Annotated in this window: 25 protein-coding genes; 16 read left to right on the top strand and 9 right to left on the bottom strand. The window is 57.3% G+C overall.

Annotation, left to right across the window (positions count from 1 at the left end; genetic code table 11):
* Positions 1–19: 19 nt before the first annotated feature.
* Both CE168_RS04625 and CE168_RS04620 read right to left on the bottom strand, forming a co-directional pair.
* Positions 20–541 (bottom strand): NUDIX hydrolase, encoded by a 522-nt coding sequence (locus CE168_RS04625; protein ID WP_099571317.1) that lies wholly within the window; start codon positions 539–541, stop codon positions 20–22.
* Position 542: 1 nt separating this feature from the next.
* The gene (locus tag CE168_RS04620) at positions 543–2,144 is read right to left on the bottom strand and encodes an aminopeptidase P family protein (protein ID WP_099571316.1); all 1,602 of its coding nucleotides are present in this window, start codon (positions 2,142–2,144) and stop codon (positions 543–545) included.
* Positions 2,145–2,290: 146 nt separating this feature from the next.
* On the opposite strand from CE168_RS04620, the gene CE168_RS04615 reads away from it, so the two are divergent.
* A complete protein-coding gene (locus tag CE168_RS04615) occupies positions 2,291–3,910 on the top strand; it encodes a bifunctional folylpolyglutamate synthase/dihydrofolate synthase (RefSeq protein WP_236824323.1) in 1,620 nt (539 codons plus the stop codon).
* A 161-nt stretch (positions 3,911–4,071) separates the two neighbouring features.
* On the opposite strand, the gene CE168_RS04610 is transcribed toward CE168_RS04615, so the two are convergent.
* On the bottom strand, positions 4,072–5,070 hold the full coding sequence (locus CE168_RS04610) for a lipid II:glycine glycyltransferase FemX (protein ID WP_099571315.1): 999 nt from the start codon (positions 5,068–5,070) through the stop codon (positions 4,072–4,074).
* A gap of 61 nt (positions 5,071–5,131) precedes the next feature.
* Positions 5,132–6,685, bottom strand: a complete 1,554-nt coding sequence (locus CE168_RS04605; RefSeq protein WP_099571314.1) for a UDP-N-acetylmuramoyl-L-alanyl-D-glutamate--2,6-diaminopimelate ligase — start codon at positions 6,683–6,685, stop codon at positions 5,132–5,134.
* Positions 6,686–6,744: 59 nt separating this feature from the next.
* Between CE168_RS04605 and CE168_RS04600 the strand changes: the two genes are divergently transcribed.
* Together CE168_RS04600 and CE168_RS04595 are read left to right on the top strand one after the other, a co-directional pair.
* Positions 6,745–7,386, top strand: a complete 642-nt coding sequence (locus tag CE168_RS04600; RefSeq protein ID WP_081995949.1) for a sigma-70 family RNA polymerase sigma factor — start codon at positions 6,745–6,747, stop codon at positions 7,384–7,386.
* On the top strand, positions 7,383–7,631 hold the full coding sequence (locus CE168_RS04595; protein WP_039198904.1) for a hypothetical protein: 249 nt from the start codon (positions 7,383–7,385) through the stop codon (positions 7,629–7,631). The genes CE168_RS04600 and CE168_RS04595 overlap by 4 nt, the downstream gene beginning before the upstream one ends.
* 158 nt (positions 7,632–7,789) lie before the next feature.
* Here CE168_RS04595 and CE168_RS09335 read toward each other — a convergent pair whose 3' ends face one another.
* The gene (locus tag CE168_RS09335) at positions 7,790–7,864 is read right to left on the bottom strand and encodes a 50S ribosomal protein bL37 (RefSeq protein WP_003817083.1); all 75 of its coding nucleotides are present in this window, start codon (positions 7,862–7,864) and stop codon (positions 7,790–7,792) included.
* Positions 7,865–8,011: 147 nt separating this feature from the next.
* A complete protein-coding gene (locus CE168_RS04585) occupies positions 8,012–8,962 on the bottom strand; it encodes an aldose 1-epimerase family protein (RefSeq protein ID WP_099571313.1) in 951 nt (316 codons plus the stop codon).
* A 161-nt stretch (positions 8,963–9,123) separates the two neighbouring features.
* On the opposite strand from CE168_RS04585, the gene CE168_RS04580 reads away from it, so the two are divergent.
* Positions 9,124–10,137, top strand: a complete 1,014-nt coding sequence (locus CE168_RS04580; protein WP_099571312.1) for a 4-hydroxy-3-methylbut-2-enyl diphosphate reductase — start codon at positions 9,124–9,126, stop codon at positions 10,135–10,137.
* A 25-nt stretch (positions 10,138–10,162) separates the two neighbouring features.
* Here the strand turns inward: CE168_RS04580 and ybaK are convergent, their stop codons facing one another.
* The 3 genes from ybaK to CE168_RS04565 form a co-directional block, all read right to left on the bottom strand.
* Complete coding sequence (gene ybaK, locus CE168_RS04575) at positions 10,163–10,669, bottom strand: Cys-tRNA(Pro) deacylase (RefSeq protein ID WP_099571311.1); 507 nt, start codon at positions 10,667–10,669, stop codon at positions 10,163–10,165.
* A gap of 129 nt (positions 10,670–10,798) precedes the next feature.
* Positions 10,799–11,854 carry a type I glyceraldehyde-3-phosphate dehydrogenase gene (gap, locus tag CE168_RS04570; RefSeq protein ID WP_099571310.1) on the bottom strand — a complete coding sequence of 352 codons (1,056 nt, stop codon included), beginning with the start codon at positions 11,852–11,854 and terminating at the stop codon, positions 10,799–10,801.
* Between the two features lie 147 nt (positions 11,855–12,001).
* Complete coding sequence (locus CE168_RS04565; RefSeq protein ID WP_099571309.1) at positions 12,002–12,757, bottom strand: thiamine diphosphokinase; 756 nt, start codon at positions 12,755–12,757, stop codon at positions 12,002–12,004.
* Positions 12,758–13,071: 314 nt separating this feature from the next.
* Between CE168_RS04565 and infC the strand changes: the two genes are divergently transcribed.
* The 12 genes from infC (at position 13,072) to CE168_RS04505 (ending at position 25,672) form a co-directional block, all read left to right on the top strand.
* Complete coding sequence (gene infC / locus CE168_RS04560) at positions 13,072–13,770, top strand: translation initiation factor IF-3 (RefSeq protein WP_004220560.1); 699 nt, start codon at positions 13,072–13,074, stop codon at positions 13,768–13,770.
* Between the two features lie 18 nt (positions 13,771–13,788).
* Complete coding sequence (gene rpmI / locus CE168_RS04555; protein ID WP_003834365.1) at positions 13,789–13,983, top strand: 50S ribosomal protein L35; 195 nt, start codon at positions 13,789–13,791, stop codon at positions 13,981–13,983.
* A 50-nt stretch (positions 13,984–14,033) separates the two neighbouring features.
* The gene (rplT, locus tag CE168_RS04550; RefSeq protein WP_003834366.1) at positions 14,034–14,417 is read left to right on the top strand and encodes a 50S ribosomal protein L20; all 384 of its coding nucleotides are present in this window, start codon (positions 14,034–14,036) and stop codon (positions 14,415–14,417) included.
* A 150-nt stretch (positions 14,418–14,567) separates the two neighbouring features.
* Positions 14,568–15,521 carry a site-specific tyrosine recombinase XerD gene (xerD, locus tag CE168_RS04545; RefSeq protein ID WP_099571308.1) on the top strand — a complete coding sequence of 318 codons (954 nt, stop codon included), beginning with the start codon at positions 14,568–14,570 and terminating at the stop codon, positions 15,519–15,521.
* An 87-nt stretch (positions 15,522–15,608) separates the two neighbouring features.
* The gene (locus CE168_RS04540; RefSeq protein WP_099571307.1) at positions 15,609–16,448 is read left to right on the top strand and encodes a ParA family protein; all 840 of its coding nucleotides are present in this window, start codon (positions 15,609–15,611) and stop codon (positions 16,446–16,448) included.
* Between the two features lie 404 nt (positions 16,449–16,852).
* Complete coding sequence (locus CE168_RS04535; RefSeq protein WP_099571306.1) at positions 16,853–17,632, top strand: NUDIX hydrolase; 780 nt, start codon at positions 16,853–16,855, stop codon at positions 17,630–17,632.
* Between the two features lie 97 nt (positions 17,633–17,729).
* A complete protein-coding gene (nadA, locus tag CE168_RS04530; protein ID WP_099571305.1) occupies positions 17,730–19,010 on the top strand; it encodes a quinolinate synthase NadA in 1,281 nt (426 codons plus the stop codon).
* 104 nt (positions 19,011–19,114) lie between these two features.
* Positions 19,115–20,716 carry an L-aspartate oxidase gene (locus CE168_RS04525; protein WP_427348916.1) on the top strand — a complete coding sequence of 534 codons (1,602 nt, stop codon included), beginning with the start codon at positions 19,115–19,117 and terminating at the stop codon, positions 20,714–20,716.
* Positions 20,710–21,597 (top strand): carboxylating nicotinate-nucleotide diphosphorylase, encoded by an 888-nt coding sequence (gene nadC, locus CE168_RS04520; protein WP_099571303.1) that lies wholly within the window; start codon positions 20,710–20,712, stop codon positions 21,595–21,597. Before CE168_RS04525 ends, nadC begins: the two co-directional genes overlap by 7 nt.
* Entirely contained in the window at positions 21,594–22,883 is a 1,290-nt protein-coding gene (locus tag CE168_RS04515; protein ID WP_099571302.1) for a cysteine desulfurase family protein, read from the top strand. The genes nadC and CE168_RS04515 overlap by 4 nt, the downstream gene beginning before the upstream one ends.
* A gap of 87 nt (positions 22,884–22,970) precedes the next feature.
* Positions 22,971–24,902, top strand: a complete 1,932-nt coding sequence (gene typA, locus CE168_RS04510) for a translational GTPase TypA (protein WP_099571301.1) — start codon at positions 22,971–22,973, stop codon at positions 24,900–24,902.
* A gap of 203 nt (positions 24,903–25,105) precedes the next feature.
* Entirely contained in the window at positions 25,106–25,672 is a 567-nt protein-coding gene (locus CE168_RS04505; RefSeq protein WP_099571300.1) for a hypothetical protein, read from the top strand.
* The last annotated feature ends 18 nt before the right edge of the window (positions 25,673–25,690 follow it).

The raw sequence follows: 25,690 nt of genomic DNA, 5'->3' as shown, positions 1-25,690 counted from the left end.
TATTCAATTGTGACTGTGTTCAGCGAATCGTGCCGTTGAAGGAGAACTGTGCGTGTGCGTCTCCGTTTGCCCTGTTCTTAAGGTACTCGCGCACGTAGCCCATGCGTTCCACTGTGGTGTCGGCTAAGGGCTGAGGCAGGTCGTCGGGGGAAAACCAGCCCACGTTGAGGCTTTCCTCGTCACCTACGAACGGTTCGGCATTGCCATTCGGATCTGGCTTGCACACGAACAGGTGATCCATGTACATGGTGTTGTCGCCGTTCGCATAGGTAAGCACCCTGCGTGAGGACTTCACCGACACCAAGTCGGTGACGATAACATCCACGCCCGTTTCTTCCTTGACCTCACGCGCCACCGTGTCGGCAGGTTCCTCGCCAGGCTCATTGATGCCATATACCATGGCCCATTCCCCGGTATCGGAACGTCTGCCGAGCAGCACGCGACCCTGCTCGTCTTCGACATAGCCGGAGACGCCCATCAGCCACAGGAGATCATGACCGACTTTCTTGCGTAACTCGAGAATGAATTCAGGCGTTGGCATATCAGGCCTTTGCGCCTTCGGCAGCCATGTTGGCCATCCACTCTTCGACCTCATCGATCTGCTTCGGAATGCCGGCGGAAATCCATTCCGGACCATCCTCAGTCATCAGCACATCATCTTCAATGCGAATGCCGATGCCGCGATACTCCGGTGGAATCAACAGATCATCCTCACGGAAATACAGACCCGGCTCAATCGTGAAAATCATGCCAGGACGAATCGCGGCACCCTGATACGACTCATAACGTGCCTGAGCGCAATCATGCACATCCAAACCAAGATGATGGGCCACACCACAGGCGAGCCAACGGCGATGCTGCTGTCCTTCCGGAGAAAGCGACTCCTCGACATCGACCGGAAGAATACCCCAATCATGCAGACGCTCGGCGATCACACGCATGCACGCATGATGAATGTCGGAATACGTGGCACCCGGCTTGGCGGCTTCGAAGCCTGCCTGCTGAGAATCCAAAACCGCCTGATACAGCTTCTTCTGGAAATCGGTGAACTTGCCGTTGGTCGGGAACGTGCGCGTGATATCGGCCGTATACAAGCTATTGACTTCCACGCCGGCATCAATCAGCAGCAGATCGCCGGACTCCACGGTACCGGTGTTACGCATCCAATGCAGAATCGGCGCATGAGCGCCGGAAGCGATAATCGTATCGTAGCCGACCTCATTGCCTTCCTCGCGGGAAATGGCATTGAACGCGCCTTCCAGCATACGTTCCGAACGAGGCTTGTCGAGCGATGACGGCAGCTTGCGCAGAATATTGTCGAAACCATGCTTGGTTGCGGCAACGGCCTTGCGCATCTCACGAATTTCATATTCGTCCTTGCACATGCGAGCCTCGGCGGCAAACTCATGAAGCTTGTCATCGGCATTGGTATTGCCATCCGGATCGGCGAAGCCGTTTGCCTCGCGAATATCCTCCACCATTTCGGTGATCTGCGGATCAGCCTCGCGAATCACACGCACACGCACGGCACCAGCCTCAGAACCGACATCCTTGCTCAATGCATCAGCCAGCTGTGCAATGTCATTGGTCTCAATACCGGTCATTGCAGTCATCTCCTGCAATCCGGCACGAGGTCCAACCCAATATTCTCCATAATGGGCATCCATGAAAAAGTCCTGCGTGTAATGGTTCGCACGCGGAGCCACAAACAATTCCGGCACATGCGTCTTGCCGGCCGCAGCCTCCGGAGAATCAGGATCAACCGGATTCAACACCAGTACTGCACCGGCCTCGTAGTCTTCACCCAAACCGGTGTAATACGAAAACGTCGTATCCGGACGGAACGCATAATCGCAGTCGTTGTTGCGCACCTTCGGCTGACCGGCCGGAATTACAATGCGCTCTCCGGGAAAAGCCTTACCCAGCGTGTCAAGACGAGCCTGAATGTAATGGGAAGATTCCAACGGTTCAATAGTCGGCTCATTATCATCCCAACCGGTGGTCATGAACTCCTTGAACGCCTCGGAACGCGGGCGCAGCGAACGATTGTTCACACGGTCGCTCATCGCCTGATCGGGGCCGGGGGCGCTGGACTGCTCCATGGCTTCATACTCCTTGTCTTTATCGGTAATGACTTCGTTCATCACATCTCCTGAATATTGTTATCCATGCTTACGCAATTACCGCAAACCATCCTATAACTTTTTGTGCCGCGCAACGTTCATGCAAGCACATAGAATAAGGGAGATTGAGTGAGTAATTCCAAGGTAGGGGAGGAATTCGAAAGAATATGTCATTCGAACATCCGAATCGCAACAATGAAAGCATGATCGACGTCGAACGCGACATCATGAGCCGCCCATCAGAGCGCAATACTACCAATCTTGACCTGCAACGCATGAAGATGATCCTCGACATCATGGGACATCCCGAACAGTCGTTCCGTGTGATTCACATCACCGGAACCAACGGCAAAGGGTCTACCGCGCGCATGGCCGAGGCGATCTGCCGTGCCTACGGCATGCGGACCGGTTTGTACACGTCACCGCATCTTGAACATGTCAACGAGCGCATCGCCATCGACGGGCAGCAGCTTTCCGACGACGATTTCGTTGATACCTGGGATCAGATCAAGGACCTTGTAGCCATGGTCGACATGAAGATGGAAGAACTCGACAAGCCGAAAATGAGCTTCTTCGAAGTGCTCACCGCCATGGCCATCTGGAAGTTCGCCGACGCTCCGGTCGATGTGGCCATCGTTGAAGTTGGCATGGGCGGCCGCTGGGACGCCACCAACGTGCTTGATGCCGATGCGGCCATTATTGGACCGGTCGATATGGACCATATGGCATGGCTTGGCAATACCGTGGAACAGATCGCTTCCGAAAAGGTCGGCATTATCAAGCCTGGCTGCACTGCGGTCATTGGGCGTCAACCGCATGAAGAGGCCGTCATGCCGATCATTGAAGAAGCGGCGAAGCAGAACCATGCCAATCTGGTGAGGGACGGCATCGAAGCGGAAGTCGTGACCCGCATTCCGGCAGTCGGCGGTCAGGTTGTGACCTTGCGTACGCCGAATGGCACATACGCGGAAGTGCCGGTCGCCAAATTCGGCGAACATCAGGCGCATAATGCGCTCGCGGCCCTGTGTGCGGCGGAAGTGGTGATTCCCGTCAACGGTGCGCTCGATGGCGATCTTGTGGCCGAGGCGTTGAGCACGGTGAAGATTCCAGGCCGCATCGAGCAGATCCGTACGTCTCCCACCATTATTTTGGACGGCGGTCATAATGTGAATGCTGCGGAATCGTTGCGCGCCGCTATCGAGGAAAATTACGATTTCCAGCAGCTCGTTGGCGTGATCGCCATGATGGGAGACAAGCAGGTCGAAGAGTATTTGGGCGTGCTTGAACCGCTATTGAGCCATGTGATCGTTACGGAGAATTCGTGGCGTGATCGTGTGATGCCTGCGGAAGATCTGAAAAAGATTGCCGAGCGCGTGTTTGGGGCGGAAAGGGTTACGTGTGTTCCTGAACTGCCGGACGCCATTCAGGAGGCTGTTAATATGGTTGACGCCGATGATGAGCTTGGCGTTGGCTATGGTCACGGTGTGCTGATTTGCGGTAGCTTCACTACGGCTGGCGATGCGCGTCTCATGCTGGAAGAGAAAGTCAATCCCGATTTGAAGAAGCCGAAGTCGGAACGTGTCTTCCAGGAGGCTGTTGAGCCGGAGCCGCGTAAGGATCAGGACGAGGCGGATCTCGATTTCGAATCCGACGCCAATCCTGATTTCGATATCAACGATTTCGGCAGTGTCGGTCCTGATCTTGCTGAAAATGAAGATACTGACGTTTCCGAAGATGCTGCCGATACTGAACGTGCGGATGATGCATCTTCCGATGGCGTGCGGTAATCGCATATACGCATGTGAATGGTGCATCGTCGCTTGAGATCCTTGCAATCGGCGATGCATTCGTAAACAGTCCATAAGCAATACAAAAAGGATGCAGCGAACTGGTTTCGCGGCATCCTTCTTGTTATGATATTTGCACTATCTATTGTGCAGTGCGATCACTACTTGCGCAGTTTGCGACGCAGCGACTGCAGCAATGTGAGCGAACGGTAGAACGCTTTCTTGACTGGGATATCGCGACCTGCGGAAATCTGTACGATGTTCTCTGAGAATTTCGTTTTGAACCCATTCAGGCTCTTGAGCGAAGGGGCGAAATCGTTGCCGATGCCCATCAAATCGAGAACAGTGCAGCCCTGCTCTCCAAGCGCGCAGCATATAACGTAAATCAGCTTGTCAGGAACATGCTGGCTCATGATTTCCGTGCGCATGCACGCATAGTAATAGACCGCGTGATCGCCATTGATGGTGACGATGGACCATGCCACGACCTTGCCGTCGATACGTGCCGCGAATACGCGAGCATGATCAGGACCAAGATTGCTGATCATATCGACGTAGTCGCTCATCGGGGCGGGGGAGAAGCTATCACGGCGGGCGGTATCAACCATGACCTCGTAGTATTCGGAGAAATCAGCCATCGCCTGCGCGGTCTCATCGGCGCAAGCGGCAGGACTCTCCCTCAACGCCTTACGTACGTCGCGGCGGCCACGCTTCTTCATGCGTGCAAGAACTGCCTCATCACCACCGGTGATGTCCACATACACGGTCTCGTTGTAAGGAACGGTGGAAAGCACCGGGAACGAGCCTTCGAAATCCCATAAATCGATACGCAGGAACACAACGTTTTTATCGCGCTTGCGTACATCCTCAACAAGCAGGTCACGAACCTGCTTTTCCAGCTGTGCGGAAGGCTTGTCAAGCCAAGCCGGACCATGAACGGACCTCAAATAGTGGTAGCCATGGGTTTCGTAATCTATGAATGAGATGAATGCGATTGGGGCGTCGTCCTGCTTCACCACATACGCACCCCACGGCGTACGTCCGTCAATGGTGTTCTGATATTTGGCCCACACTGCGGTCTGTTCGATGGGCAGGGTAAGACCCGCCTGCACAGCCTGCTGCTCCATGGTGGCTGCGTCGGTGAATTCAAGAGTGATCATGATTGTTGGATTGTTCCTTATGGTTGGTGATTACTCGATGTTGGTCGGCTGTTGCCGCAGGTCAGGCAAGTTCAAAAATACGTTCCACAATGTGGTCGTCGCCTTCGAAGGGAACATGCTTGCCGTGGTCTTTGAACCAGCGCTCGTTGCCTTTGCCGATGATGAGGATGATATGGAGGCGGTTGGGATTCTTACGATCGATTGCTACGGTCGATTCCACTGCTTCCGTACGGTCGAGAATGATTCTCGCATCCAGATCAGGATTGGTGACACTGTCAAGCATGTCTTGGCAGACGCGTTCCACAGGCTCATCATCCGTGTCTTCGAAGGTGAGAATCAGATGGTCGATGCGATTCTGCGCGGCCCTGACGATTTCTGATCTGCGGTCATACGCTTTATTGCCTGCGGATCCAGTGACCAGCGTGACTTCAGGATCGTCCTTGCCGTAACGTTGGTCAACATAGTCGAGCAACGCCGTTACGGAAGCATAATTGTGCGCGTAATCGACAATGGCGATGGTATTCGATTTCGTATCGTGGAAATGCTCCATACGACCGGCGATACGTACCGGTTCCATATTGCGCAGCGCTTCCTTCGCGGCGGTTTCGTGGAAATCGAATCCAACGGCATGCGCAATGGCAATGGCCGCGGCGGCGTTCGCATAATTGAAATCGCCATCCAATTGCAGGCTGAGAGAGCCAATCTGTTCACCTTCCAGCGCAATGGCGAATCTACTATGGTCGGCGGATTTCGGCCACGCGGTCACATCTGCGGCCGATGCTTCGCCAAGAGCGAACGTGGCGACGGGAATATCGGCGATTGCAGCATCCTGACGAATAAGATCGGCGTGTGCGCATGCCGTGCCGAGAACCAGGGAACGGCAATTCTTTACGATCTGACGTTTGCAGTGGAAGTAATCCTCGAATGTCGGATGCTCAATGGGGCTGATATGGTCCGGGCTGATATTGAGGAATGCGGCGACGTCGAAGGTGAGTCCGAAAACACGGTCGACTTTGTACGCCTGCGACGAAACCTCCATGACCAGGTATTCCATGCCATTGTCAACAGCCTCGCGCATCATACGGAACGCATCCATGGATTCCGGAGTGGTCAGGTCGGATTCGACATAGGTATGTCCGTCAAGGCAATTGTCGACGGAGGAGAATAGTGCGCATTTTCCTCCGGAGCAGCCGTTGAGCATGGCCTGGGTGAGATAGGCGGTGGTGGTTTTCCCCTTGGTACCGGTAATGCCGACGACTTTCAGTTGATTCTGCGGATGGCCGTAGAACGCGGCGGACAGTAGGCTCATGGCCTTGCGCGCGTCGTTCACAATGAGTCCAGGGGCCGTTGTTGTTGCGGAGAAGTCGTTTTCCGCAACGTATGCGGCAAGACCACGATCATCGATGCCATTGAGATATTCCGCTTTGAAACGGCCTTTGCAGCACAGGAGTGTGCCAGATACGACCTGCCTGGTGTCGTAGGTGATTGAACCGAACGGCTTGTCGAATCCGTTGATGGTCTGCACGTCAAGCGTCCAGGCGTCTCCTTGGATGATTTCGCGCAGCAATCCGTACTCGCTGAGCAGACGCGCTGCAGATGCCAGAGTCAAAGCCATGTTTCGTGTTCTCCCTGTTCTTCGGATACCGAACAGCCATTCTACCGTCAGCTATGTGCATGGCATGTGGAAGTCGATGTGATTACAATGAAGCTGTGACTGAAGTACGAACGGAAACCATGGCAAGCAAAAGGGCGCGTTTTGAAAAACTTGCCATGCCTGTGGTTGATGCGTTGTACCGGCAGGCGATGAAGCTGACCAACGATCCCGACGACGCCCAAGATTTGGTGCAGGATACTTTCGAACGAGGATTCAAGGCATTCGACTCCTTCCAAGAGGGAACGAACTTCGCCGCATGGATGACGACCATCGAGCGCAACGCCTACTTCAATCAATACGCCAAAGCCAAGCGCAGACCACAGCGGGCCAACGATTCCACCGGCGAATACGACGATTGGGACATCTATTCGGCTTCTGGGCATTCACCGGAAGAGCTTAAATCAGCGGAACAGGAATATTTGGACGCTTACGCGCCTGAAGAAATCATGGCGGCGCTCGCCAAGCTTTCGCCGGAACGCCGTCAGGTGTTCATCGACGCTGCGATCGACGGCAAGTCATACCAGCAGGTAGCTGACGAGCAGGGTGTGAAAATCGGTACGGTGATGAGCCGTCTCAATCGCGCGCGTACGCAGTTGAAACGAGAACTTGCCAACTATGCGAAGGAACGTGGCTATGCCACGGCGGGGAAGGGCAGAGCATGAGTGAATCGATCGAACGGCATATCACCACTGTCACCACCAGCGAGGACGGCACTGTTGTGACCCGGGTTACGCATACCAGCGTGCGCGTTAGCGCCTCCGGTGATTGTTTCGACCCCGAACGTTGCTGCGACGAGCATGAAAGGGCATTGATCGCGGCCATGCGCGCGTATCTGCGTCCGCAACACGCCCCGCAGAGTCTGATTGACCGTCTTGAAGCCACACTCGACCATTGCTGTGGCGAGTGAGCTCGTGCATGCCGTTTGACAGTGGCATTGGTATCGGCAGTGGCAGTTGGCACGACGGACTTGTGACAGACTGAAAGGAGATATGAGAAAACCCCGCGAATCAATGGTGATTCGGCGGGGTTTTCAATGTTCTGTAGCGTTATTCACGCTGGCAGGGATCAGGCGTTTGGACGCTTGCCGTGATTGGCGGCCTTCTTACGACGATCCTTGCGCTTACGTCCGCGCATGCCCATGATGGACTCCTTTACTTACGATTAACAAGCCTTCGGGATTATCGCACACAAGCAAGACGTTTGACAAATCCTGTGTTCGATACATGACCATTTCGGCTTATCCGTGGACCTTGATGTGAACGAGGTCGGTTGATTCAGACGATCAGATCACTCGGCCATACCGAGGAACAGCGACGTGCTGGTGGTTTCGCCCGGCTTGATCACAATCAGGTCGTTACCCGTGTTGAACGCGTTGGCATAAGCGGTCTGCGGTTCCACTGCAACGCCGGCGGGATGCTGGGATGCGGGGAACTTCGTGCCTGTGCACACCTGGAACGAAGTAATGGTTTCATCGCCGCCAACACGGACCTTCTTGCCGTCGGCACGGGTGAACACTGCCGTGACGGAACCGTCTTCGGCATGTTCCAGATCGGTCCATGCATCGTCGAACGGCTGTTCGGTAAGCAGAGTGTCTTCGCGCAGATCGTATTTGGTGCCGTCAACCGGCTCGGTGCCGGTCGGAATGAGGTTCTCGTCTACGGTGACGTGCGTTCGAGCCGGCAGCGTGAGGCTGCATTTGGCGTTGTGCTCGTCGATTTCGTCTCCATAGCCGTTAAGGCTGTTGGCGAGCCACGGGTGAATGGCCAAAGCCCACGGCGCGTTTGCGTTGCCATTGTTGTAGGCGCTGACGGTCAAGTGCATGCCGTCAGCGGCGAGGCTGTAGGTGGCGGTGACATACAGGTCAAACGGGTAACCGACCATGTTGGGGGAGCGCCAGGCGAGGGTGACTGCGTCTTCGGCAAGCGAGATCAGCTTCCAGAACGAGCGGTAGCCGTAGCCGTGGATGGCGGTGTTGCGGTCATGCTCGTCGATTGGCAGCGAATAGGTTTTACCTTCGAACGTGTACTCGCCGCCCTTGATACGGTTCGGGAACGGAATGAGAATCTGGCCGTGGCAGCAGGTTACCAGATCATCAGGGCCAAGGGCGACGGTCAGATCCTCGCCCTTATAGGTCAGTTTGCGCATAGTTGCGCCAAGTTCGGTGATGACGGCTTCATAGTCGCCATGGGAGATGGAGAATTGCTGTCCGGTGCGGGCAGGCAGGTTGATGCAGGTCATAGTCACTCCATAGTGCCGTTGGATAGGTTCCGGTAACGGTATTGTTACCACCAACACCACAGTCTACCTGTTTTACGCCGTATGACGATGCAGCTTCTTCGGCGTGCCGTCCATGTCTTAGTATTGATGAGGTTTTCACGAAGTGACGAAAGGCGGCCATCATGACCAAACGCATCGTACTGGCGGATCCCCGTGGCTTTTGTGCGGGCGTAGACAGGGCGATTCTGACTGTGCAGACGATTCTCAAGGCTGCCAATCCATCTCGGAATGACGATCTGCCGCCGGTGTATGTTCGTCGTCAGATTGTGCACAACAAGCATGTCGTCGAAGAATTGTCGGCTCAAGGTGCAGTATTCGTGCAGGAATTGGCTGAGATTCCCGATTCCGCGGCTTCCGCAGGAATTCCGATTGTCTTCTCTGCGCACGGCGTGTCTCCTGCAGTGAAGGCTGAGGCCGCGGCTCGGGGCATGCATATTGTTGATGCCACATGCCCCTTGGTGAGCAAGGTGCATCGTGAGGTGTTGCGTTTCGTCAAAGAAGGCTACGAAATCATCTACATCGGGCATAAGGGTCATGATGAGGCTGTTGGCGTGGTCGGCGAATCTCCGGAACATGTGCATCTGATTGAGCATGAGTCGGATGTTGATTCGCTGAATTTTTCTTCGGACACGAAGTTGGTGCTGCTTTCGCAGACCACGCTGAGCGTGGATGAGACGGCAGGCACTATCACCGCGTTGAAAGAGCGGTTCCCATGGATTGAGATGCCTCCGAATTCCGATATCTGCTATGCCACGTCGAATCGTCAGGCCGCGGTCAAACTCGTTGCCGAGCAGTCGGATTGCGTGGTGATCGTCGGTTCGGCGAATTCGTCGAATTCTGTACGCTTGATGGAGGTTGCGCAGGAGGGACTGAACACGCGTTTTGACGGTGTACTTGATGGTGCTTGCGGAAAGGCTTACCGCGTGGATGATGCGTCCGAGCTTGATCCCGCATGGTTCGAGGGGGTTGAATCCGTGGGAATCTCGTCGGGCGCATCTGTACCTGACGAATTGGTGTCAGGCGTGATCGAATCGCTGCAAAGTCAAGGTTTCAATGATGTGACCACCATTGAAACCATCAAGGAAAACATGCATTTCGTGCTTCCCAGTGAACTTCGCAAGAAACCGGTCTGCTGATTGGACCTTACGATCGTCGAGTACTTTACCAAGTGCCGATAGGCGCGGCTACGCCGTCAAGCACTTTGAGCAGATCGTTAGGATTGACACCGATTGAGAAGCCGCGTTTGCCTCCCGACAGCAGTATTTCGCTATATTGCAAAGCGCTTTCGTCGAGCACGGTTTTGTGATGTGTGCGTTGGCCGAGCGGTGAGATGCCTCCAACCACATATCCGGATTCGCGCATGGCGACCTTTGGGTCGGCCATGGCGGCTTTTTTGGCTCCGACCGCTGCGGCCAACGCCTTCAGATCCATGTGTCCGCTTACTGGAACTACGCCTACTACGCGTTCGGAGCCGGTATCGGCCATAAGCGTTTTGAATACCTGGTGCTCGTCAAAGCCAAGTTTGGTGGCGGCTTCGACCCCATAGCCGTCATCCATATGGTCGTTTGAATGTGCATATTCGTAAGTCTTGAATGGGATTCCCGCTTGTTCGAGTTGCACTGTTGCCGGTGTTGAACCGGCTCCCTTTTCATGCTTTTTCTTGCCCATGTTGCTTTACTCTAAAACGTATTTGTATCGGTACGTATTTGCGTCGGTTAACAAAAGGGCTTCCGCCGTGAAGCGAAAGCCCTTACACTAAGTTCTACTTAGAATCGTGCGGATTGTTCCGCTATTGATTCACTCGGAGATCTCGGCGAAGTACAGCAGGGTGCGCACCATGTTGCAGGTGAAGCCGTACTCGTTGTCGTACCAAGAAACGGTACGAGCCATGGTCACGCCGTCAACGGTGTTGACGTCGGTCTGGGTCGGATCGAACACGCCACCGTGGGTGTCGCCGATGATGTCGGAAGACACGATGCCATCCTCGTTGTAGCCGTAGAAGTCGGTGGAGGAGAAGGCGGCCTTGAATGCGGCGTTGATCTCGTCAGCGGTGACTTCCTTGTTCAGGACGGTGGTCAGCTCGGTGACGGAGCCATCCGGAACCTGGATACGCTGGGCGTGGCCCTGCAGCTTGCCGTTCACGGACGGAACGACCTTGCCGATGGCCTTGGCAGCACCGGTGGAGTGAGGAATGGTGTTGATTGCGGCGGCGCGGTTGTTGCGAGCCTTCGGGAAGCGCGGGCCGTCAAGGATCATCTGGGTGCCGGTGTAGGCGTGGATGGTGGTCATGAAGCCAGCCTTGATGCCCCAGTTCTCGTCCAGCAGCTTGACCATAGCGGCCATGGAGTTGGTGGTGCAGGAGCCGGCGGACACGATCACGTCAGAAGCCTTCAGGATGTCCTGGTTCACACCGAAGACGACGGTCGGGGTGGTCTCGTCCTTTGCCGGAGCGGAGATCAGGACCTTCTTGGCGCCAGCGTTGATGTGAGCCTGGGACTTCTCAGCGGAGGTGTAGAAGCCGGTGCACTCGAGCACGAACTCAACGCCATCGTTCTTGACCCACGGGATGTTGTTGGCATCCTTCTCGGCGTAAACCTTGTATTCCTTGCCATCAACCACGATGGAGTCTTCGGTGGAGGTGACCTCAACCGGGGTGCCATCGTCATGACGGAAGGTGCCGTGGGTGCTGTCGTACTTCAGCAGGTAGGCCAGCATGGACGGGGTGGTCAGATCGTTGATTGCAGCGACCTCAATGTCACCGGCCTGGCCGCCACGAGCCTGCAGCTCGAATATGCGGCGGAAAGCCAGACGACCGATACGACCAAAGCCGTTGATACCAATCTTAACTGTCATGTAATTCTCCCTTTAGGGTAGGCCACACGTGTGCTGGGCACACAGAAGCCATTGTTTACCAACGTCACCCACTTTAGTGCGTCACCTGTACTTAAGGCAACGCATTCGCGCGTGTGTTTCAGAAAACGTCGTATTTTCTGTGAGCGCTCACGCTGCATGTGGTTTCAGGCCGCATTCGACAAGCGCAGACGAGATTTGGGTGTCCAATGGGCCGAGATCGCCCTTGAACGCATGATGCCAGGAGACCTGCGGCAGAGGAGCCTCGGCTGGGAATGTCACGATGAGCGTGCCCTGGGTAACTCCGACATGCGCGGGCAGGCCATGCCGGAACTCGTTACTGACTCCGTTGACCTTGGTGCTGGTCATGAGTACGTCGCTTAACTTGTATTTCAATCCTTTTTCGCAAACGCCGACGGAAGTGTCGGAATGCGAGAAGACGGAGATCATGCGACCCGGTTTGACATCGTTTGCTGCGAAGTCGAGATCTCCATCGCATATCGCCGTCACAATGGAATCATTGCCATGCAGAAAACCGATGGCGCCATGATTGGCGAGCAATGCCATCAATTGGATGTTGGATATCGTATGGTCGATTCGTCCTCCGAGTGCACCATAGATATGGAAAAGCCTTGCACCGTGAAACCATCCGATTTTGAGGGCGGATAGCAGATCCGGATCGTCTTTTTCCGGTGGCAGCTCGACGGTGCGCTCGTCTGGTGTGGGGCGTTTGCCCGTGATCGAATCGAAATCACCTACTACCACGTCGGGCGTTACGTCAAGGGCGCGGGCATGATCGAGCCCGCCGTCCGCGGCGATGACGAACGAGTTCGCCGGAACTATTGGTGTTTCTCCGTAATATTCACCTGCCGCGAAAATCACGCAAGTATTGGAATTATTTGTCATACAAGGTCAGTGTAGTATGCGGATCGGCGTAGCTGTAAGGTGCGTTTTAGCTGGGCTTGTAAATACGACACGCGGTGGTCGTGGTGTGTGGTATTATCTACAAGGCTTGAGAAATCAAGAAAGCGGGATATACCCACCTGGAAGCCTTTCAGGGCCTCGGGTTCAGGCTTAATGCCTTGCCACTGTGTTGAAACAGTGAAGTGAAGATCGTATCGGAACGTTCTTCAGCGTGCCCTTATGGGTGCGTCTGGCGTGCCATGAACTTTTGAGACGTTGAAGAACTGCCAATCTGGGAGCATTCCGTTGAATGGAACATGAGGATTGGAGTCATCATCAGCGACGAACCACGCATTAACGACGAGATTCGCGTCTCCCAGGTGCGTCTGATCGGCCCGAACGGCGAACAGGTGGGAGTCATCGCGACTTCCGTCGCACTGAACCTGGCAAAGGAAGCGAACCTCGATCTCGTCGAGGTGGCGCCCAACGCGAAGCCTCCGGTTGCCAAGCTCATCGATTACGGCAAGTACAAGTACAACGAGAAGATCAAGGCTCGCGAGGCACGTCGTAACCAGAGCACTGCGGAAATCAAGGAAATTCGCTTCCGTCTGAAGATCGACGACCACGACTTCGAAGTCAAGAAGGGCCATGTTGTGCGCTTCCTGAATGGCGGAGACAAGGTCAAGGTCACCATCATGCTGCGCGGTCGCGAGCAGTCCCGTCCAATTGGTGGCGTCGAGCTGCTGCAGCGTCTTGCTAGCGAAGTGGAGGAATACGGCACTGTCGAATTCGCTCCGAAGCAGGAGGGCCGCAACATCATCATGACGCTCGCACCGAAGGGCAAGAAGGTCCACACCCAGTCCGAGCAGCGTCGTCGTGGTGATCAGTCCCGTGCCGAACGTCAGGCTCGTCAGGCCGCACGCTTGGCGGCCAAGCAGGAAGCCCAGGCTCAGGCAGCAGCCGAAGCTAAGGCCGCAGTGACGTCCGACAAACCGAAGACTTCCGAAACGAAGTAACAAACAAGGAGGGCAGCAATGCCGAAGATGAAAACTAATTCCGCCGCTTCCAAGCGCGTCCGCGTGACCGGTTCCGGCAAGCTGATGCACGCTGGCTCCGCAATGCGCCACAACCTCGAGCACAAGTCCGCTCGTAAGCGTCGCGCACTGAAGGCCGACGGCGTTCTGGCTACTTCCCAGAGCAAGAACATGAAGAAGCTGCTCGGTCGCTGAGCATAGCGAGAGCCAATAAGAAGACTTAATAGAAAGCTGAGGAATTAAATATGGCACGTGTCAAGCGCGCAGTAAACGCCCACAAGAAGCGTCGCGTCGTTCTCGAGAGGGCTTCCGGCTACCGTGGCCAGCGCTCCCGTCTGTACCGTAAGGCCAAGGAGCAGCTGCTTCACTCCTTTACCTACAACTTCCGCGACCGCAAGGCTCGCAAGGGTGACTTCCGCAAGCTGTGGATCCAGCGCATCAACGCTGCTGTCCGCGCAGAGGGCATCACTTACAACCGTTTCATCCAGGGCCTGCACCTCGCTGGCATTGAGCTGGATCGTCGCGCTCTCGCCGAGCTGGCCATCTCCGATCCGGAGACCTTCAAGGCCATCGTTGAGCAGGCCAAGGCTGCTCTTCCGGCTGATGTGAACGCTCCGAAGGAAGCCTGAGCTTCTTCGCTGATTCAGCGTGACTGATGGGAACCCTCGCTCCAGCAATGGGCGGGGGTTCTTGCATTGCGCATCGGAAACCATCCATCTCATAGCCATGGCAACGGCGGTATACGATGCAAACGGGCAACCTTCGGCGGAAGGAGGGTGATGAACGATTTCGAGCGGATGATCAGACAGTTTCTTGCACACATCGATGTTGAAAGAGGATTGTCAAAAGCAACGGTATCGGCATATGGCGCCGATCTGAAAAAATATCGGCAGTGGCTTGCCGATCATGGTATTAATGACATTACGTCCGTGACGACGCAGGATGTGGAGAACTACGTCGCTTTTCTTGACGAATCCGGGGAATCTGCCCGAAGCAAGGCCCGCCGGTTGGCCAGCATCCACGCGTTTCATCGTTTCGCAGTGAACGAACATAGCGTCGCCGACGATGTATCCGCGCAGGTGAAGGCTCCCAAAGGTGCAAACACCCTTCCTGATGTGCTGGCTATTGATGAGGTCGCCAGATTATTGGAAGCGATTCCCGTTTCCCAGAACAGAGCTCCTGGCGACGCTTCGTTGGAGGTCCCGGATGATCCTGTGATGCTTCGAGACAAGGCGCTGCTTGAATTCATGTATGCGACCGGCGCGCGAGTGTCGGAGGCATGCGGGGCGAATCTTGATGACGTCGATACGGAAGCCAGAATCGCCAAACTGATGGGCAAAGGTTCAAAACAACGTTTGGTTCCTGTCGGCAGCTACGCATGCGAGGCGATCAGCCGGTATGTGCGTTCGGGACGCCCAATACTGGAGTCGAAGTCGAAAGGTCCTCAAGAGCGTCGCGCCCTGTTTCTCAACAAGCGCGGAAGAAGATTGTCGAGACAGTCGGTTTGGGAGATCATAAGGGTTGCGGGGGAACGCGCGCACATCGACAAGCCGTTGCATCCTCATACGTTGCGTCATTCTTTCGCCACGCATCTTATTCAAGGCGGCGCTGATGTACGTACCGTGCAGGAGCTGCTTGGACATGCAAGCGTCACCACCACACAGATATACACGCACGTCAGTCCCGAAAACCTGATTGAAACGTATCTGACGTCTCACCCCCGCGCCAGATGATGGTGTTGCTGCCGTTTTGAACGGCGGCAATGGACTAGCATGGATTACAGTGAAAGTTGACACAAGGATGTTGGTAAGGTAAACGGTATGCCTACGGATTTGCTTGGACGAGATTATGAGACGTTTCCCGCTCCGGAACCGCTGCAGACGCACGGTCCGGCGAGGGTCATCGCCATGTGCAACCAGAAAGGTGGCGTTGGCAAGACCACCAGTTCCATCAATATCGCCGGTGCGTTGAGCCAGTACGGTCGTCGTGTGCTTATCGTCGATTTCGACCCGCAGGGTGCTTCCACGGTGGGACTGGGCATCAACGCCAATGCCGTGGAAGATACGGTGTACACGGCACTGTTCAATCCGCGCATGGATGTACATACCGTGATTCAACATACCGATTTCGAGAACCTCGACATCATGCCGGCCAATATCGATCTATCGGCCGCCGAGGTGCAGCTGGTCACCGAAGTTGGACGTGAACAGGTGCTGGCTGGCGTGCTGCGACAGGTCAAGGATGAATATGACGTGATCATCATTGATTGCCAGCCTTCGTTGGGCTTGCTCACGGTGAATGCGCTGACCGCGGCGGATGGCGTGATCATCCCTGTGGCTGCCGAGTTCTTTGCGTTGCGTGGCGTGGCTTTGCTGATGCAATCCATAGAAAAGGTGCAGTCCCGTATCAATCCGAGTCTGGAAGTGTATGGAGTGCTCGTCACCATGTTCACGCATACTCTGCATTGCGATGAGGTGTTGCAGCGCATTTATGAGGCGTTTCAAGGCAAGGTCTTCCACTCGGTGATCTCGCGATCCATCAAGTTGCCGGATTCAACGGTCGCTGCTGCGCCGATTACCATCTATGCGCCGAATCACAAGACGGCGAAGGAATACCGTGAGGTTGCCCGGGAGCTGATTTTCCAAGGCGTTATCGCATAGATGTTCAAGGCTCCCTTGCGGGGCCTTTTTCGTTGGCTGGATGTGTGCTGAATTGTGATGATTGATTGGTGGAACACCCAACTTATAGTCACATTGACTATAAGTGATACGTTGTGATTTCGAAACAATTCGTATTGACGGGAATTTGAAGGAGTGAAGTCGCAAGGATCATGGGAAATGCCTCGGAACGGCGTAAACAGGCAATGGCGACGGCTGCCGTGATGGCGGGTGCGTTCGTTCTGCAAAGCCAGTTGTTCGGGTATGCCAAGAGGTGTTGATGCCCGGTGGGCCGGCTGCGGGAAGTCGATGATTCCATGATGACACCATTTATGGTCGGCTTGACTATAAATGGTGTTACGCTATGTCTCATAGCAGGGAAATACCCTGCCGTGAAAGGAACGGCCATGGGCATCGGAAATGTCTCGGAAAGGCGTTTGGCGCAACCGAGCATCGGCATCTCCGTGGTGATTCTCGCGCTCGGCCCGCATGGCGACAGCGCGGCCAACGGAAGCAGCCGTCTATGGCTGCCGCTGGTCCGCCGCGTCAGACAACCCTTCATGGGTTCCTGGGCGTTACCGGGCGGTGACCTGCGTGTAGGACATTCCCTGGAGGAATCGGCGTTCAAGGCTCTGGAATCCACCACCGAACTGCATCCGAAATATCTCGAACAGCTGTACACGTTCGGCGACCCCTCACGGTCGAGCGGTGGGCTTCCCATGGTCTCCATCGTGTATTGGGCGCTCGTCGGCGAAGCCGAAACCAAGGATTTCGCCGAAAAGGACAACGTCAAATGGTTCCCGGTCGACGATCTGCCGGATCTCGCCTTCGACCATCGACGCATCATCGACTACGCCCTGTGGCGCTCGCGCAGCAAATTCGAATACCCCGACATCGCCACCAAACTCGTCGGCGAGGAATTTACCCTCAGCCAGCTGCACGACGTATACGAGGCTGTCACCGGCCAGCCGATCGACCTGGCGAACTTCCGCAGAAAAATGCTCGCATCCGGACATTTGGAAGATACTGGCAGGAAACTCCACGTGGGGCGCAGCCGCCCAGCGGCCATATACCGGTACCGGCATGACGGCGAGCCACGCGCCGAATTCACGTTTCCCACAACGGTGGAACACGGCAAACCGGAAACCCTTGCCGACGACGCGCTATCCGCGCTCATGCCGTCGTGACAGGGCACGGCGAGCCACATCGGAAATCTTTCGGCATCGGCACATCACAGCGCCATGTCGGCATCATCGTGAACACACCATATGAAAGGAACGCAGCATGACTGCAACACTCTCCTCGCCGTCCGTCGACGAAATCATCGCCAAGCTCGGCGCACAAAGCACCTGCGACGCCGGACTCACCCAGGATCCATGGCATTTCGACACCACCAAGCCGAGCTACGGACCCGGCGCATCCATGTTCGACCCGCTGCCGAGCAACGCCCCCAGACAGCAGGTGCTCCCGGAGGAATACCGTAACGCCTCCGACGAGGAACTGCAGGAACGCATCCGCGCAGCCAAATCCCGCCTTGGCAAGAAACTGCTGATCCTCGGCCACTTCTACCAGCGCGATGAAATCATCTGCCATGCCGACTTCGTGGGCGACTCCTTCCAACTCGCCAAGAACGCCACCGAACGTCCCGACGCCGACCATATCGTCTTCTGCGGCGTGCATTTCATGGCCGAAACCTCCGACATTCTCTCCACGCCCGAACAGACCGTGACCCTGCCGAATCTCTCCGCCGGCTGCTCCATGGCCGACATGGCCAACATCGACCAGGTCGAGGAATGCTGGCAGCAGCTCGGCGAAATCTGCGGCACCCAGCCCGGTTCAGATGGTCGCCAGCAGATCGTGCCCGTTACCTACATGAACTCGTCCGCCGCGCTGAAGGCGTTCTGCGGACGCAACGGCGGCATCGTATGCACCTCATCCAACGCGCACGCCGTACTCGAATGGGCATTCGCCCGCGGCAAGCGCGTCCTGTTCTTCCCCGATCAGCATTTGGGCCGCAACACCGCCCGCGCCATGGGCATCCCGCTGGAAGAAATGCCACTATGGGATCCGTTCAAGCCCGCCGGCGGCGCCGAAGACCCGTCCGTGTACGCCAATGCCAAGATGATCCTATGGAAGGGGTTCTGCTCCGTGCATCAGCGTTTCACCGTCGAACAAATCGAACGGGCCCGCAAGGCATACCCCGGCGTGAAGGTCATCGTGCACCCCGAATGTGCGATGGACGTGGTCGATGCGGCGGACGGCACCGGTTCCACCGCCTACATCGTCAAGGAAATCGCCAACGCCCCGTCCGGATCCGCCGTGGCTGTCGGCACTGAAATCAACCTCGTGAACCGTCTCGCCGCGCAATACCCCGACAAGACCGTGTTCTGCCTCGACCCCGTGGTCTGCCCGTGCTCCACCATGTACCGCATCCACCCGGCATACCTCGCCTGGGCGTTGGAAAACATCGAACAAGGCAATATCGTCAACCGCATCACCGTGGACGACGCCACAGCCCGCGACGCCAAAATCGCCCTGCAGCGCATGCTGGAGGTGCACCCGTGATCGTCGTGATCGGCGCCGGCATCGCCGGACTGTCCGCGGCGCTCGCGGCCGCGGGGGACAAGCGCGTAGGCGCGGAAGGCCTCACCACATACGGGAACGCGAACATCGCCGGGAACAACTCCTCGGATGACGTGCTGCTCGTCTGCAAGGATGAATTCGTGGAGTCCAACACCTACCATGCCCAAGGTGGCGTGGCATGTGCCATCTTCAGCGACGACAACCCGCAGCTGCATGCCGGGGACACCATGGCCGCAGGGCATGGCCTATGCGACCGCACCGCAGTGGACGTGCTCACCGATGAGGGGGCGCGCCGCGTGCGCGAACTCATCGCCGCCGGATGGCATGTGGATCGCGGCGAGGACGGTTCGGTGCTGCGCGGGCTCGAAGCCGCGCACTGCCGTTCCCGCGTGGTGCACGCCGGAGGGGACGCCACCGGCAAGGTGCTCGAACTCGATGTGAGCGCCATGGTTCGTGAGAATCGGCGCATCCACGTGCTTGAGCACGCGTTCCTGAACGATCTGATTGTGCGCGACGGGCATGTCTCCGGCGTGCGGCTCATCGTGCGGGGCGTGGACGGCGAAGCCGAATCCCGCACAATCGACGCGACGCGCGTGATCCTCGCCACGGGCGGTGCGGGCCGACTCTACCCGTACACCACCAATCCCGCCGTGGCCACCGGCGATGGACTGGCCGCCGCACTGCGTGCCGGAGCGCAGGTCGCCGATCTTGAGTTCTATCAGTTCCACCCCACGGCCATGGCTATTGGCGAACACTTCCTCGTCTCCGAAGCCGTCCGAGGAGAAGGCGCGATACTGCTCGACGAGCATGGGCACCGGTTCATGACCGACGTGGACCACAAGGCCGAACTCGCACCGCGCGACGTGGTGGCACGTGCCAACTTCCGCACCATGCAGGCGCAGGGCGGCAAGCCGGTCATGCTTGACGTTTCACCCATGGCCAAAGAGAACCCTGATTTGGCGGCGTTCCTACGTCACCGGTTCCCGACCATCGACGCATACACGCGCTCCCTCGGCTTCGACTGGAGCAAGGAGCCGATTCCGGTCGCCCCAGCCGCGCATTACTGGATGGGCGGCATCCGCACCGACCTGTTCGGACGGTCCAGCATCCCCGGCCTGTATGCCGCGGGCGAATGTGCGCGAACCGGCGTGCAAGGTGCGAACCGTCTCGCCTCCAACTCACTGCTTGAAGGACTCGTTTACGGATACCGCGCGGGACTCGCCGCGGTGCGTGATACGGACGATGCCGTATGGCAGCCGCAAACTCTTAACAACAGTGCGATTGCAAGCCTGCCGGTCGCCCAAGAGCCGATGGTGCTGGACATGCCCAGCCATGATGATGGCAACGCGAACACGGGCGTATGGGGCCGCAAGCACATCGAGGACGAGATGTGGAAGCATGTCGGTGTGCTGCGCGACCATGACGGGCTTGCCGCTGCGGTGACGGATCTTGCCGACGCGCTCGCCGGAGCGAACGCCGCGGTACCCGGCATGTCAGGTGCTGGTTCGTATGCCGATTGCATCGCCGTGCTGGAGAACCGTAATCTGCTCACCGTCGGATACGTCGAGGCCGTCGCCGCGCTGAACCGTTGCGAATCGCGTGGCGCGCACACCCGCACCGACTATGCGACGGTCAATCCGACCATCGCGCATTCCATCGCCTACCGTCTGAAAGGAACGTCATGCTGACCCGTCAGGTCATCCGCAAGGCCGTGGAGGCCGCCCTTGAAGAGGATGCGCCCAACGGCGACATCACTTGCGCCACTACGATTCCGCTGCAGGCATGGGGAGAGGTGCGTCTCGTCGCCCGCGAGCGTGGCGTGATGAGCGGCGTCGACGTGTTTGCCGCGGCATTCAAGATGCAGAATCCCGAAATCGTGGTCACGCCGGCAATCGCCGATGGTGAGCGTTTCGAACCGGGGCGGATGCTCGCCACCGTGAGCGGCCCGGTGCGTGACCTGCTCACCGCGGAACGCGTGGCATTGAACTTCACCCAGCGCATGTGCGGCATCGCCACCATGACCGACACGTTCGTGGCCGCGGCCGATCAGGCGAGAACCCTGCCCGGGTATCGCGTCCCGCGCACCTACGCCGCCACGCGCATCGTCGACACGCGCAAAACCACGCCCGGACTGCGTCCGTTCGAGAAATACGCGGTCGTCTGCGGCGGTGGGCACAACCACAGGTACGGGCTGTCCGACGCGGTGATGGTCAAGGACAACCACTTGGCCGCGCTTGCCGAACAAGGCATCGACATGGCCGGCGCGATCAGGCATATCCGCGAACAGGTGGGGCATACCACGCATATCGAGGTGGAAGTCGACCGGCTCGAACAGATTCCGGCGGCGCTCGACGGCGGCGCAGACACCATCATGCTCGACAATTTCACGCTGGAGGATACGCGCGCCGGCGTGGATATGATCGATGGCCGTGCGATTGTGGAAACCAGCGGCACCATGACGGTGGAACGCGTACCCGAAGTGGCGTCCACGGGCGTGGACGTGATCTCCGTGGGCGCGTTGACGCACAGCGTGCGCAGCATCGACTTGGGATTGGATTGGGTGCGATGAGCAGGAACGGAGCAGGGGACGAACTGTATTTGGACGCGGCGTCCACCGAACCGGTGTCACGCGATGTAATTGAAGCGATGATGCCGTTCCTCACCGAGGCATACGCGAATCCGCTGAGCGTGCATCAGCCGGGCAAAACCGCGGCGCGTGCGCTCGACGCGGCCCGCGCCTCGCTGGTCGCCGATTTGGGGGCACGTCCGGATGATGTGATCTTCACTTCGGGTGGCACTGAATCCGACAATCTCGCCGTCAAAGGCATCGGCATGGCCCGGATGCGCATGTTGCGCGACAAGTACGGCGAATCGGTGAAACCGCGTATCATCGTCTCCGCGATTGAACATCCTGCCGTACTGCAGTCGGCAGCTTGGATGGAACGCTGGTTCGGCGTGGAAGTCGTACGCATCCCCGTCGACGAACAGGCCCATATCGATATGGCGGCGTTGGAGCGTGAACTCGCGCAAGGCGATATGACCGGCATCGACAACGGCGAACACGAAATGGCCGGGCAGGGGAGTGGAAGTACGCTCGCCCTGACCAACCGTACGCTGCTGGTGTCCGTCATGCTCGCCAACAACGAGGTCGGCACCATCGAACCCGTCGATGAGATCGCGCACATCGCGCACGCCCACGGCGTACCCATACATGTCGACGCAGTGCAGGCGGCCGGACAGATCCCGATTCGTATGCGCGACTGGGATGTGGACGCGCTGAGCGTATCCGGGCATAAGTTCGGCACCCCGAAAGGGCTCGGCGCCTTGCTGCTGCGCGGTCGCACGCCGGCCGAACCGGTGCTGTCCGGCGGCGGGCAGGAGCGGGGATTGCGATCCGGCACGCAAAACGTGGCCGGTGCCGTGGCGCTCGCCATCGCGTTGCATGAATCGAACACGCGCATGGCCGGGCAATATCAGGCGTTGACCGAATCGCGCGACAGGCTGATGGATGCCGTGCTGCGCGTCGAACCGAGGGCGCAGGTGACCGGTGACCCGAAACGCAGGCTTCCCGGTCACGCGTCGTTCGTGTTCCCCGGCCTGTCGGGCGAGGCTCTGCTGGTCGATCTGGATGCGCGTGGCATCGCCTGCTCATCCGGTTCGGCGTGCGCGCTTGGCCGCCATGAGGCGCCCGCAACGCTGTTGGCCATGGGATTCACCGCGCCGGTTGCGAAATCGGCGTTGCGTATGACCTTCCGCACGCCGCTTACGTCCGAACAGATCAACCGCGTTGCTGCGGCCATTGAGGAATCCTGCCGTTTACTCACCCACACGGACGCTGTCGCATTACCTCGCTAGTATTGGCTCGGTTTATGTGTAAGTGCAGATAATCAATCACGTACCGAACATTACGCAACAAGAACAGTAATACTAAGAGAGGTTTCGATGGCGGTTCGCGGCGATATTCGAAATGTAGCGATTGTGGCACACGTCGATCATGGCAAGACCACGCTGGTAAATGCCATGCTGGCACAGTCCCACGTGTTCAACGAGCGTGAGGAAGTTCCGGATCGTGTGATGGATTCCAATGATCTGGAGCGTGAGAAGGGCATTACCATTCTCGCCAAGAACACCGCTGTGCAGTACACCGGTCCGCTGGCAGCCAAGTACGGGCATCCGGAAGGCATCACCCTGAACATCATCGACACCCCTGGCCACGCCGATTTCGGTGGTGAGGTCGAGCGCGGTATCTCCATGGTGGACGGCGTTGTGCTCCTTGTCGACGCTTCCGAAGGCCCGCTGCCGCAGACCCGCTTCGTGCTGCGCAAGGCTCTGGAAGCCAAACTGCCGGTTATCCTGTGCGTGAATAAGACCGATCGTCCGGACGCCCGTATTGAAGAAGTCGTGGGTGAATCCTCCGACCTGTTGCTCGGCTTGGCCCAGGATGTTATCGAGGAAGGCATCGACCTCGATGAAGACGCACTGTTCGACCTTCCGGTCATTTACTGTGCGGCAAAGGCTGGCTATGCTTCCGAAAACCAGCCGGAAAATGGCGGTCTGCCAGACAATGAAGATCTCGAACCGTTGTTCGAGGCCATCATCAAGAACATTCCGGCTCCGGAATATGAGGAAGGCGCTCCTCTTCAGGCACACGTCGCCAACATCGATTCCTCCGACTTCCTTGGACGACTCGGCTTGGTGCGCATCTACAATGGCACCCTTGAGAAGGGTAAGACCTACGGACTGTCCCGTGTGGACGGTTCCATTGAAAACTTCCGTGTTTCCGAACTGTTGCGTACGCAGGGCCTTGAGCGTACTCCGGTCGATTCCGCAGGCCCTGGCGACATCGTCGCAGTCGCAGGTGTGAACGACATCATGATCGGCGAGACCATCGTCGACCCGTCTGATCCGCGTCCGCTGCCGCTGATTCACGTTGATGACCCGGCCATCTCCATGACCTTCGGTATCAACGATTCCCCGCTTGCAGGCACTGAAGGCAAAGACCACAAGCTTACCGCCCGCATGATCAAGGATCGCCTCGACCGCGAGCTCATCGGCAACGTGTCCATCAAGGTGCTGCCGACCGAGCGTCCGGATGCTTGGGAGGTTCAGGGTCGTGGTGAACTTGCGCTGGCCGTGCTTGCCGAGCAGATGCGTCGCGAAGGCTATGAGTTGACCGTCGGCCGTCCGCAGGTGGTCACCAAGACCATCGACGGCGTGATCAACGAGCCGATGGAAAACACCACCATCGACGTTCCGGAAGAGTACATGGGCACCGTCACTCAGCTGCTTGCCGACCGTAAGGGCCGTATGGAGAACATGACCAACCACGGCACCGGTTGGGTCCGTCTGCAGTTCACCGTGCCGTCCCGTGGCCTGATTGGCTTCCGTACCGCGCTGCTGTCCGCCACCCGCGGCACCGGCATCGCATCCTCCATCTCCGCCGGCTACGCTCCGTGGGCCGGTCAGATTGTGACGCGCCAGAACGGCTCCATGGTCTGCGATCGTAAGGGTATCGCCACCCCGTACGCCATGCAGCGTCTGCAGGCGCGCGGCAACTTCTTTGTTGAGCCGCAGTCTCCGGTGTACGAGGGTCAGGTCGTCGGCGTGAACAATAAGCCGGACGAGCTTGATGTGAACATCACATTGGCCAAGCATATGACCAATATGCGTTCCTCTACCGCGGATGTGCTTGAAACTCTGACTCCGCCGATCAAGATGAGCCTCGAGGAGTCTTTGGACTTCGCCAACGAGGACGAGTGCGTGGAAGTCACCCCGGAATCCATCCGCGTGCGCAAGATCATTCTCAGCCGTGAGGACTGGTATAAGTGGCGCGCAAAGCAGCGCCGACAGAATAACGCTCAAAATAACAAGTGATTTTCGCGTTGTTCTGTCGGCTTCGCAAGCACGGTAGTGTGCTTGCTCACTTCGCCTACGGTGAGCCCGCTGGGCTTTCCGTTTGACGGCTCAGCAGGACAACGCTCAAAATAACAAGTGATTTTCGCGTTGCTTTTACGAAAAGAGATACGTGTTCTCACGTGTCTCTTTTTCTTTTCAGGTTAGCGAGAGATAGTGGAGATATGACGCAACAGATGAAGCAATCGCATGATACGGATGAATCCAATCAACGGATGGTGGCTGATGCGCGATTGATGCCATGGTCGTACCGCCTGCCGATATGGGGACGATTCCTGATCGATCTTGCTTCTGGAATCGTAGTTGGCATGGTAGGAACCATGTCTCACCGTATGGGGGCATCCATGAACGTTCCCTACGGATTGCTGATCGCCTATCTCATGGTGATCATCTCAACATGGTCCGCTCGATCGCGTGACGGCGTTTCAGGCCTCGCGTTGCATCTGATTAGCTCTTCTCTGGTGGTCTGGACAGTGATGGCTGGGTATGGTCCTGGCGGAGATGCCATGATTCCCGTTGGATTCGGCGGAGACGATCCCATGCCGTTCTTCAGTGCACAAGCGGGATATTTTTGGCTATACGGAGTCGTGCTCATTCCGATCGTGATGCTGGTATTACCGAAATGTTGGTTCGTCACGCCTCCGCGCAAGAAGACGCATGATGATGCGTTTGTTGCCGACACCCAAACGAGAGGGCCCGAAACGTCTGGCATCGCCCAACCAGTGAAATGATTGGCGGCTGATTCCATG

Origin of the sequence: Bifidobacterium sp. N5G01, from assembly GCF_002742425.1 — a bacterium.
Lineage (GTDB): Bacteria > Actinomycetota > Actinomycetes > Actinomycetales > Bifidobacteriaceae > Bifidobacterium > Bifidobacterium hominis.
Note: the sequence above shows the minus strand (reverse complement) of the source record. Positions and strands in the feature narration are given on the sequence as shown.

What these genes read in the sequence shown, in the direction of transcription:
- CE168_RS04505 (WP_099571300.1), top strand. Translation starts at nt 25,106, where the DNA reads ATGACGCAACAGATGAAGCAATCGCATGATACGGATGAATCCAATCAA.
- infC (WP_004220560.1), top strand. Translation starts at nt 13,072, where the DNA reads ATGAGGATTGGAGTCATCATCAGCGACGAACCACGCATTAACGACGAG.
- CE168_RS04580 (WP_099571312.1), top strand. Translation starts at nt 9,124, where the DNA reads ATGACCAAACGCATCGTACTGGCGGATCCCCGTGGCTTTTGTGCGGGC.
- CE168_RS04615 (WP_236824323.1), top strand. Translation starts at nt 2,291, where the DNA reads ATGTCATTCGAACATCCGAATCGCAACAATGAAAGCATGATCGACGTC.
- CE168_RS04585 (WP_099571313.1), bottom strand. Translation starts at nt 8,962, where the DNA reads ATGACCTGCATCAACCTGCCTGCCCGCACCGGACAGCAATTCTCCATC.
- nadC (WP_099571303.1), top strand. Translation starts at nt 20,710, where the DNA reads ATGCTGACCCGTCAGGTCATCCGCAAGGCCGTGGAGGCCGCCCTTGAA.
- nadA (WP_099571305.1), top strand. Translation starts at nt 17,730, where the DNA reads ATGACTGCAACACTCTCCTCGCCGTCCGTCGACGAAATCATCGCCAAG.
- CE168_RS04620 (WP_099571316.1), bottom strand. Translation starts at nt 2,144, where the DNA reads ATGAACGAAGTCATTACCGATAAAGACAAGGAGTATGAAGCCATGGAG.
- CE168_RS04610 (WP_099571315.1), bottom strand. Translation starts at nt 5,070, where the DNA reads ATGATCACTCTTGAATTCACCGACGCAGCCACCATGGAGCAGCAGGCT.
- typA (WP_099571301.1), top strand. Translation starts at nt 22,971, where the DNA reads ATGGCGGTTCGCGGCGATATTCGAAATGTAGCGATTGTGGCACACGTC.
- gap (WP_099571310.1), bottom strand. Translation starts at nt 11,854, where the DNA reads ATGACAGTTAAGATTGGTATCAACGGCTTTGGTCGTATCGGTCGTCTG.
- ybaK (WP_099571311.1), bottom strand. Translation starts at nt 10,669, where the DNA reads ATGGGCAAGAAAAAGCATGAAAAGGGAGCCGGTTCAACACCGGCAACA.
- rplT (WP_003834366.1), top strand. Translation starts at nt 14,034, where the DNA reads ATGGCACGTGTCAAGCGCGCAGTAAACGCCCACAAGAAGCGTCGCGTC.
- xerD (WP_099571308.1), top strand. Translation starts at nt 14,568, where the DNA reads ATGAACGATTTCGAGCGGATGATCAGACAGTTTCTTGCACACATCGAT.
- CE168_RS04535 (WP_099571306.1), top strand. Translation starts at nt 16,853, where the DNA reads ATGGGCATCGGAAATGTCTCGGAAAGGCGTTTGGCGCAACCGAGCATC.
- CE168_RS04605 (WP_099571314.1), bottom strand. Translation starts at nt 6,685, where the DNA reads ATGGCTTTGACTCTGGCATCTGCAGCGCGTCTGCTCAGCGAGTACGGA.
- CE168_RS04625 (WP_099571317.1), bottom strand. Translation starts at nt 541, where the DNA reads ATGCCAACGCCTGAATTCATTCTCGAGTTACGCAAGAAAGTCGGTCAT.
- CE168_RS04540 (WP_099571307.1), top strand. Translation starts at nt 15,609, where the DNA reads ATGCCTACGGATTTGCTTGGACGAGATTATGAGACGTTTCCCGCTCCG.
- rpmI (WP_003834365.1), top strand. Translation starts at nt 13,789, where the DNA reads ATGCCGAAGATGAAAACTAATTCCGCCGCTTCCAAGCGCGTCCGCGTG.
- CE168_RS04595 (WP_039198904.1), top strand. Translation starts at nt 7,383, where the DNA reads ATGAGTGAATCGATCGAACGGCATATCACCACTGTCACCACCAGCGAG.
- CE168_RS04515 (WP_099571302.1), top strand. Translation starts at nt 21,594, where the DNA reads ATGAGCAGGAACGGAGCAGGGGACGAACTGTATTTGGACGCGGCGTCC.
- CE168_RS04600 (WP_081995949.1), top strand. Translation starts at nt 6,745, where the DNA reads ATGGCATGTGGAAGTCGATGTGATTACAATGAAGCTGTGACTGAAGTA.
- CE168_RS04565 (WP_099571309.1), bottom strand. Translation starts at nt 12,757, where the DNA reads ATGACAAATAATTCCAATACTTGCGTGATTTTCGCGGCAGGTGAATAT.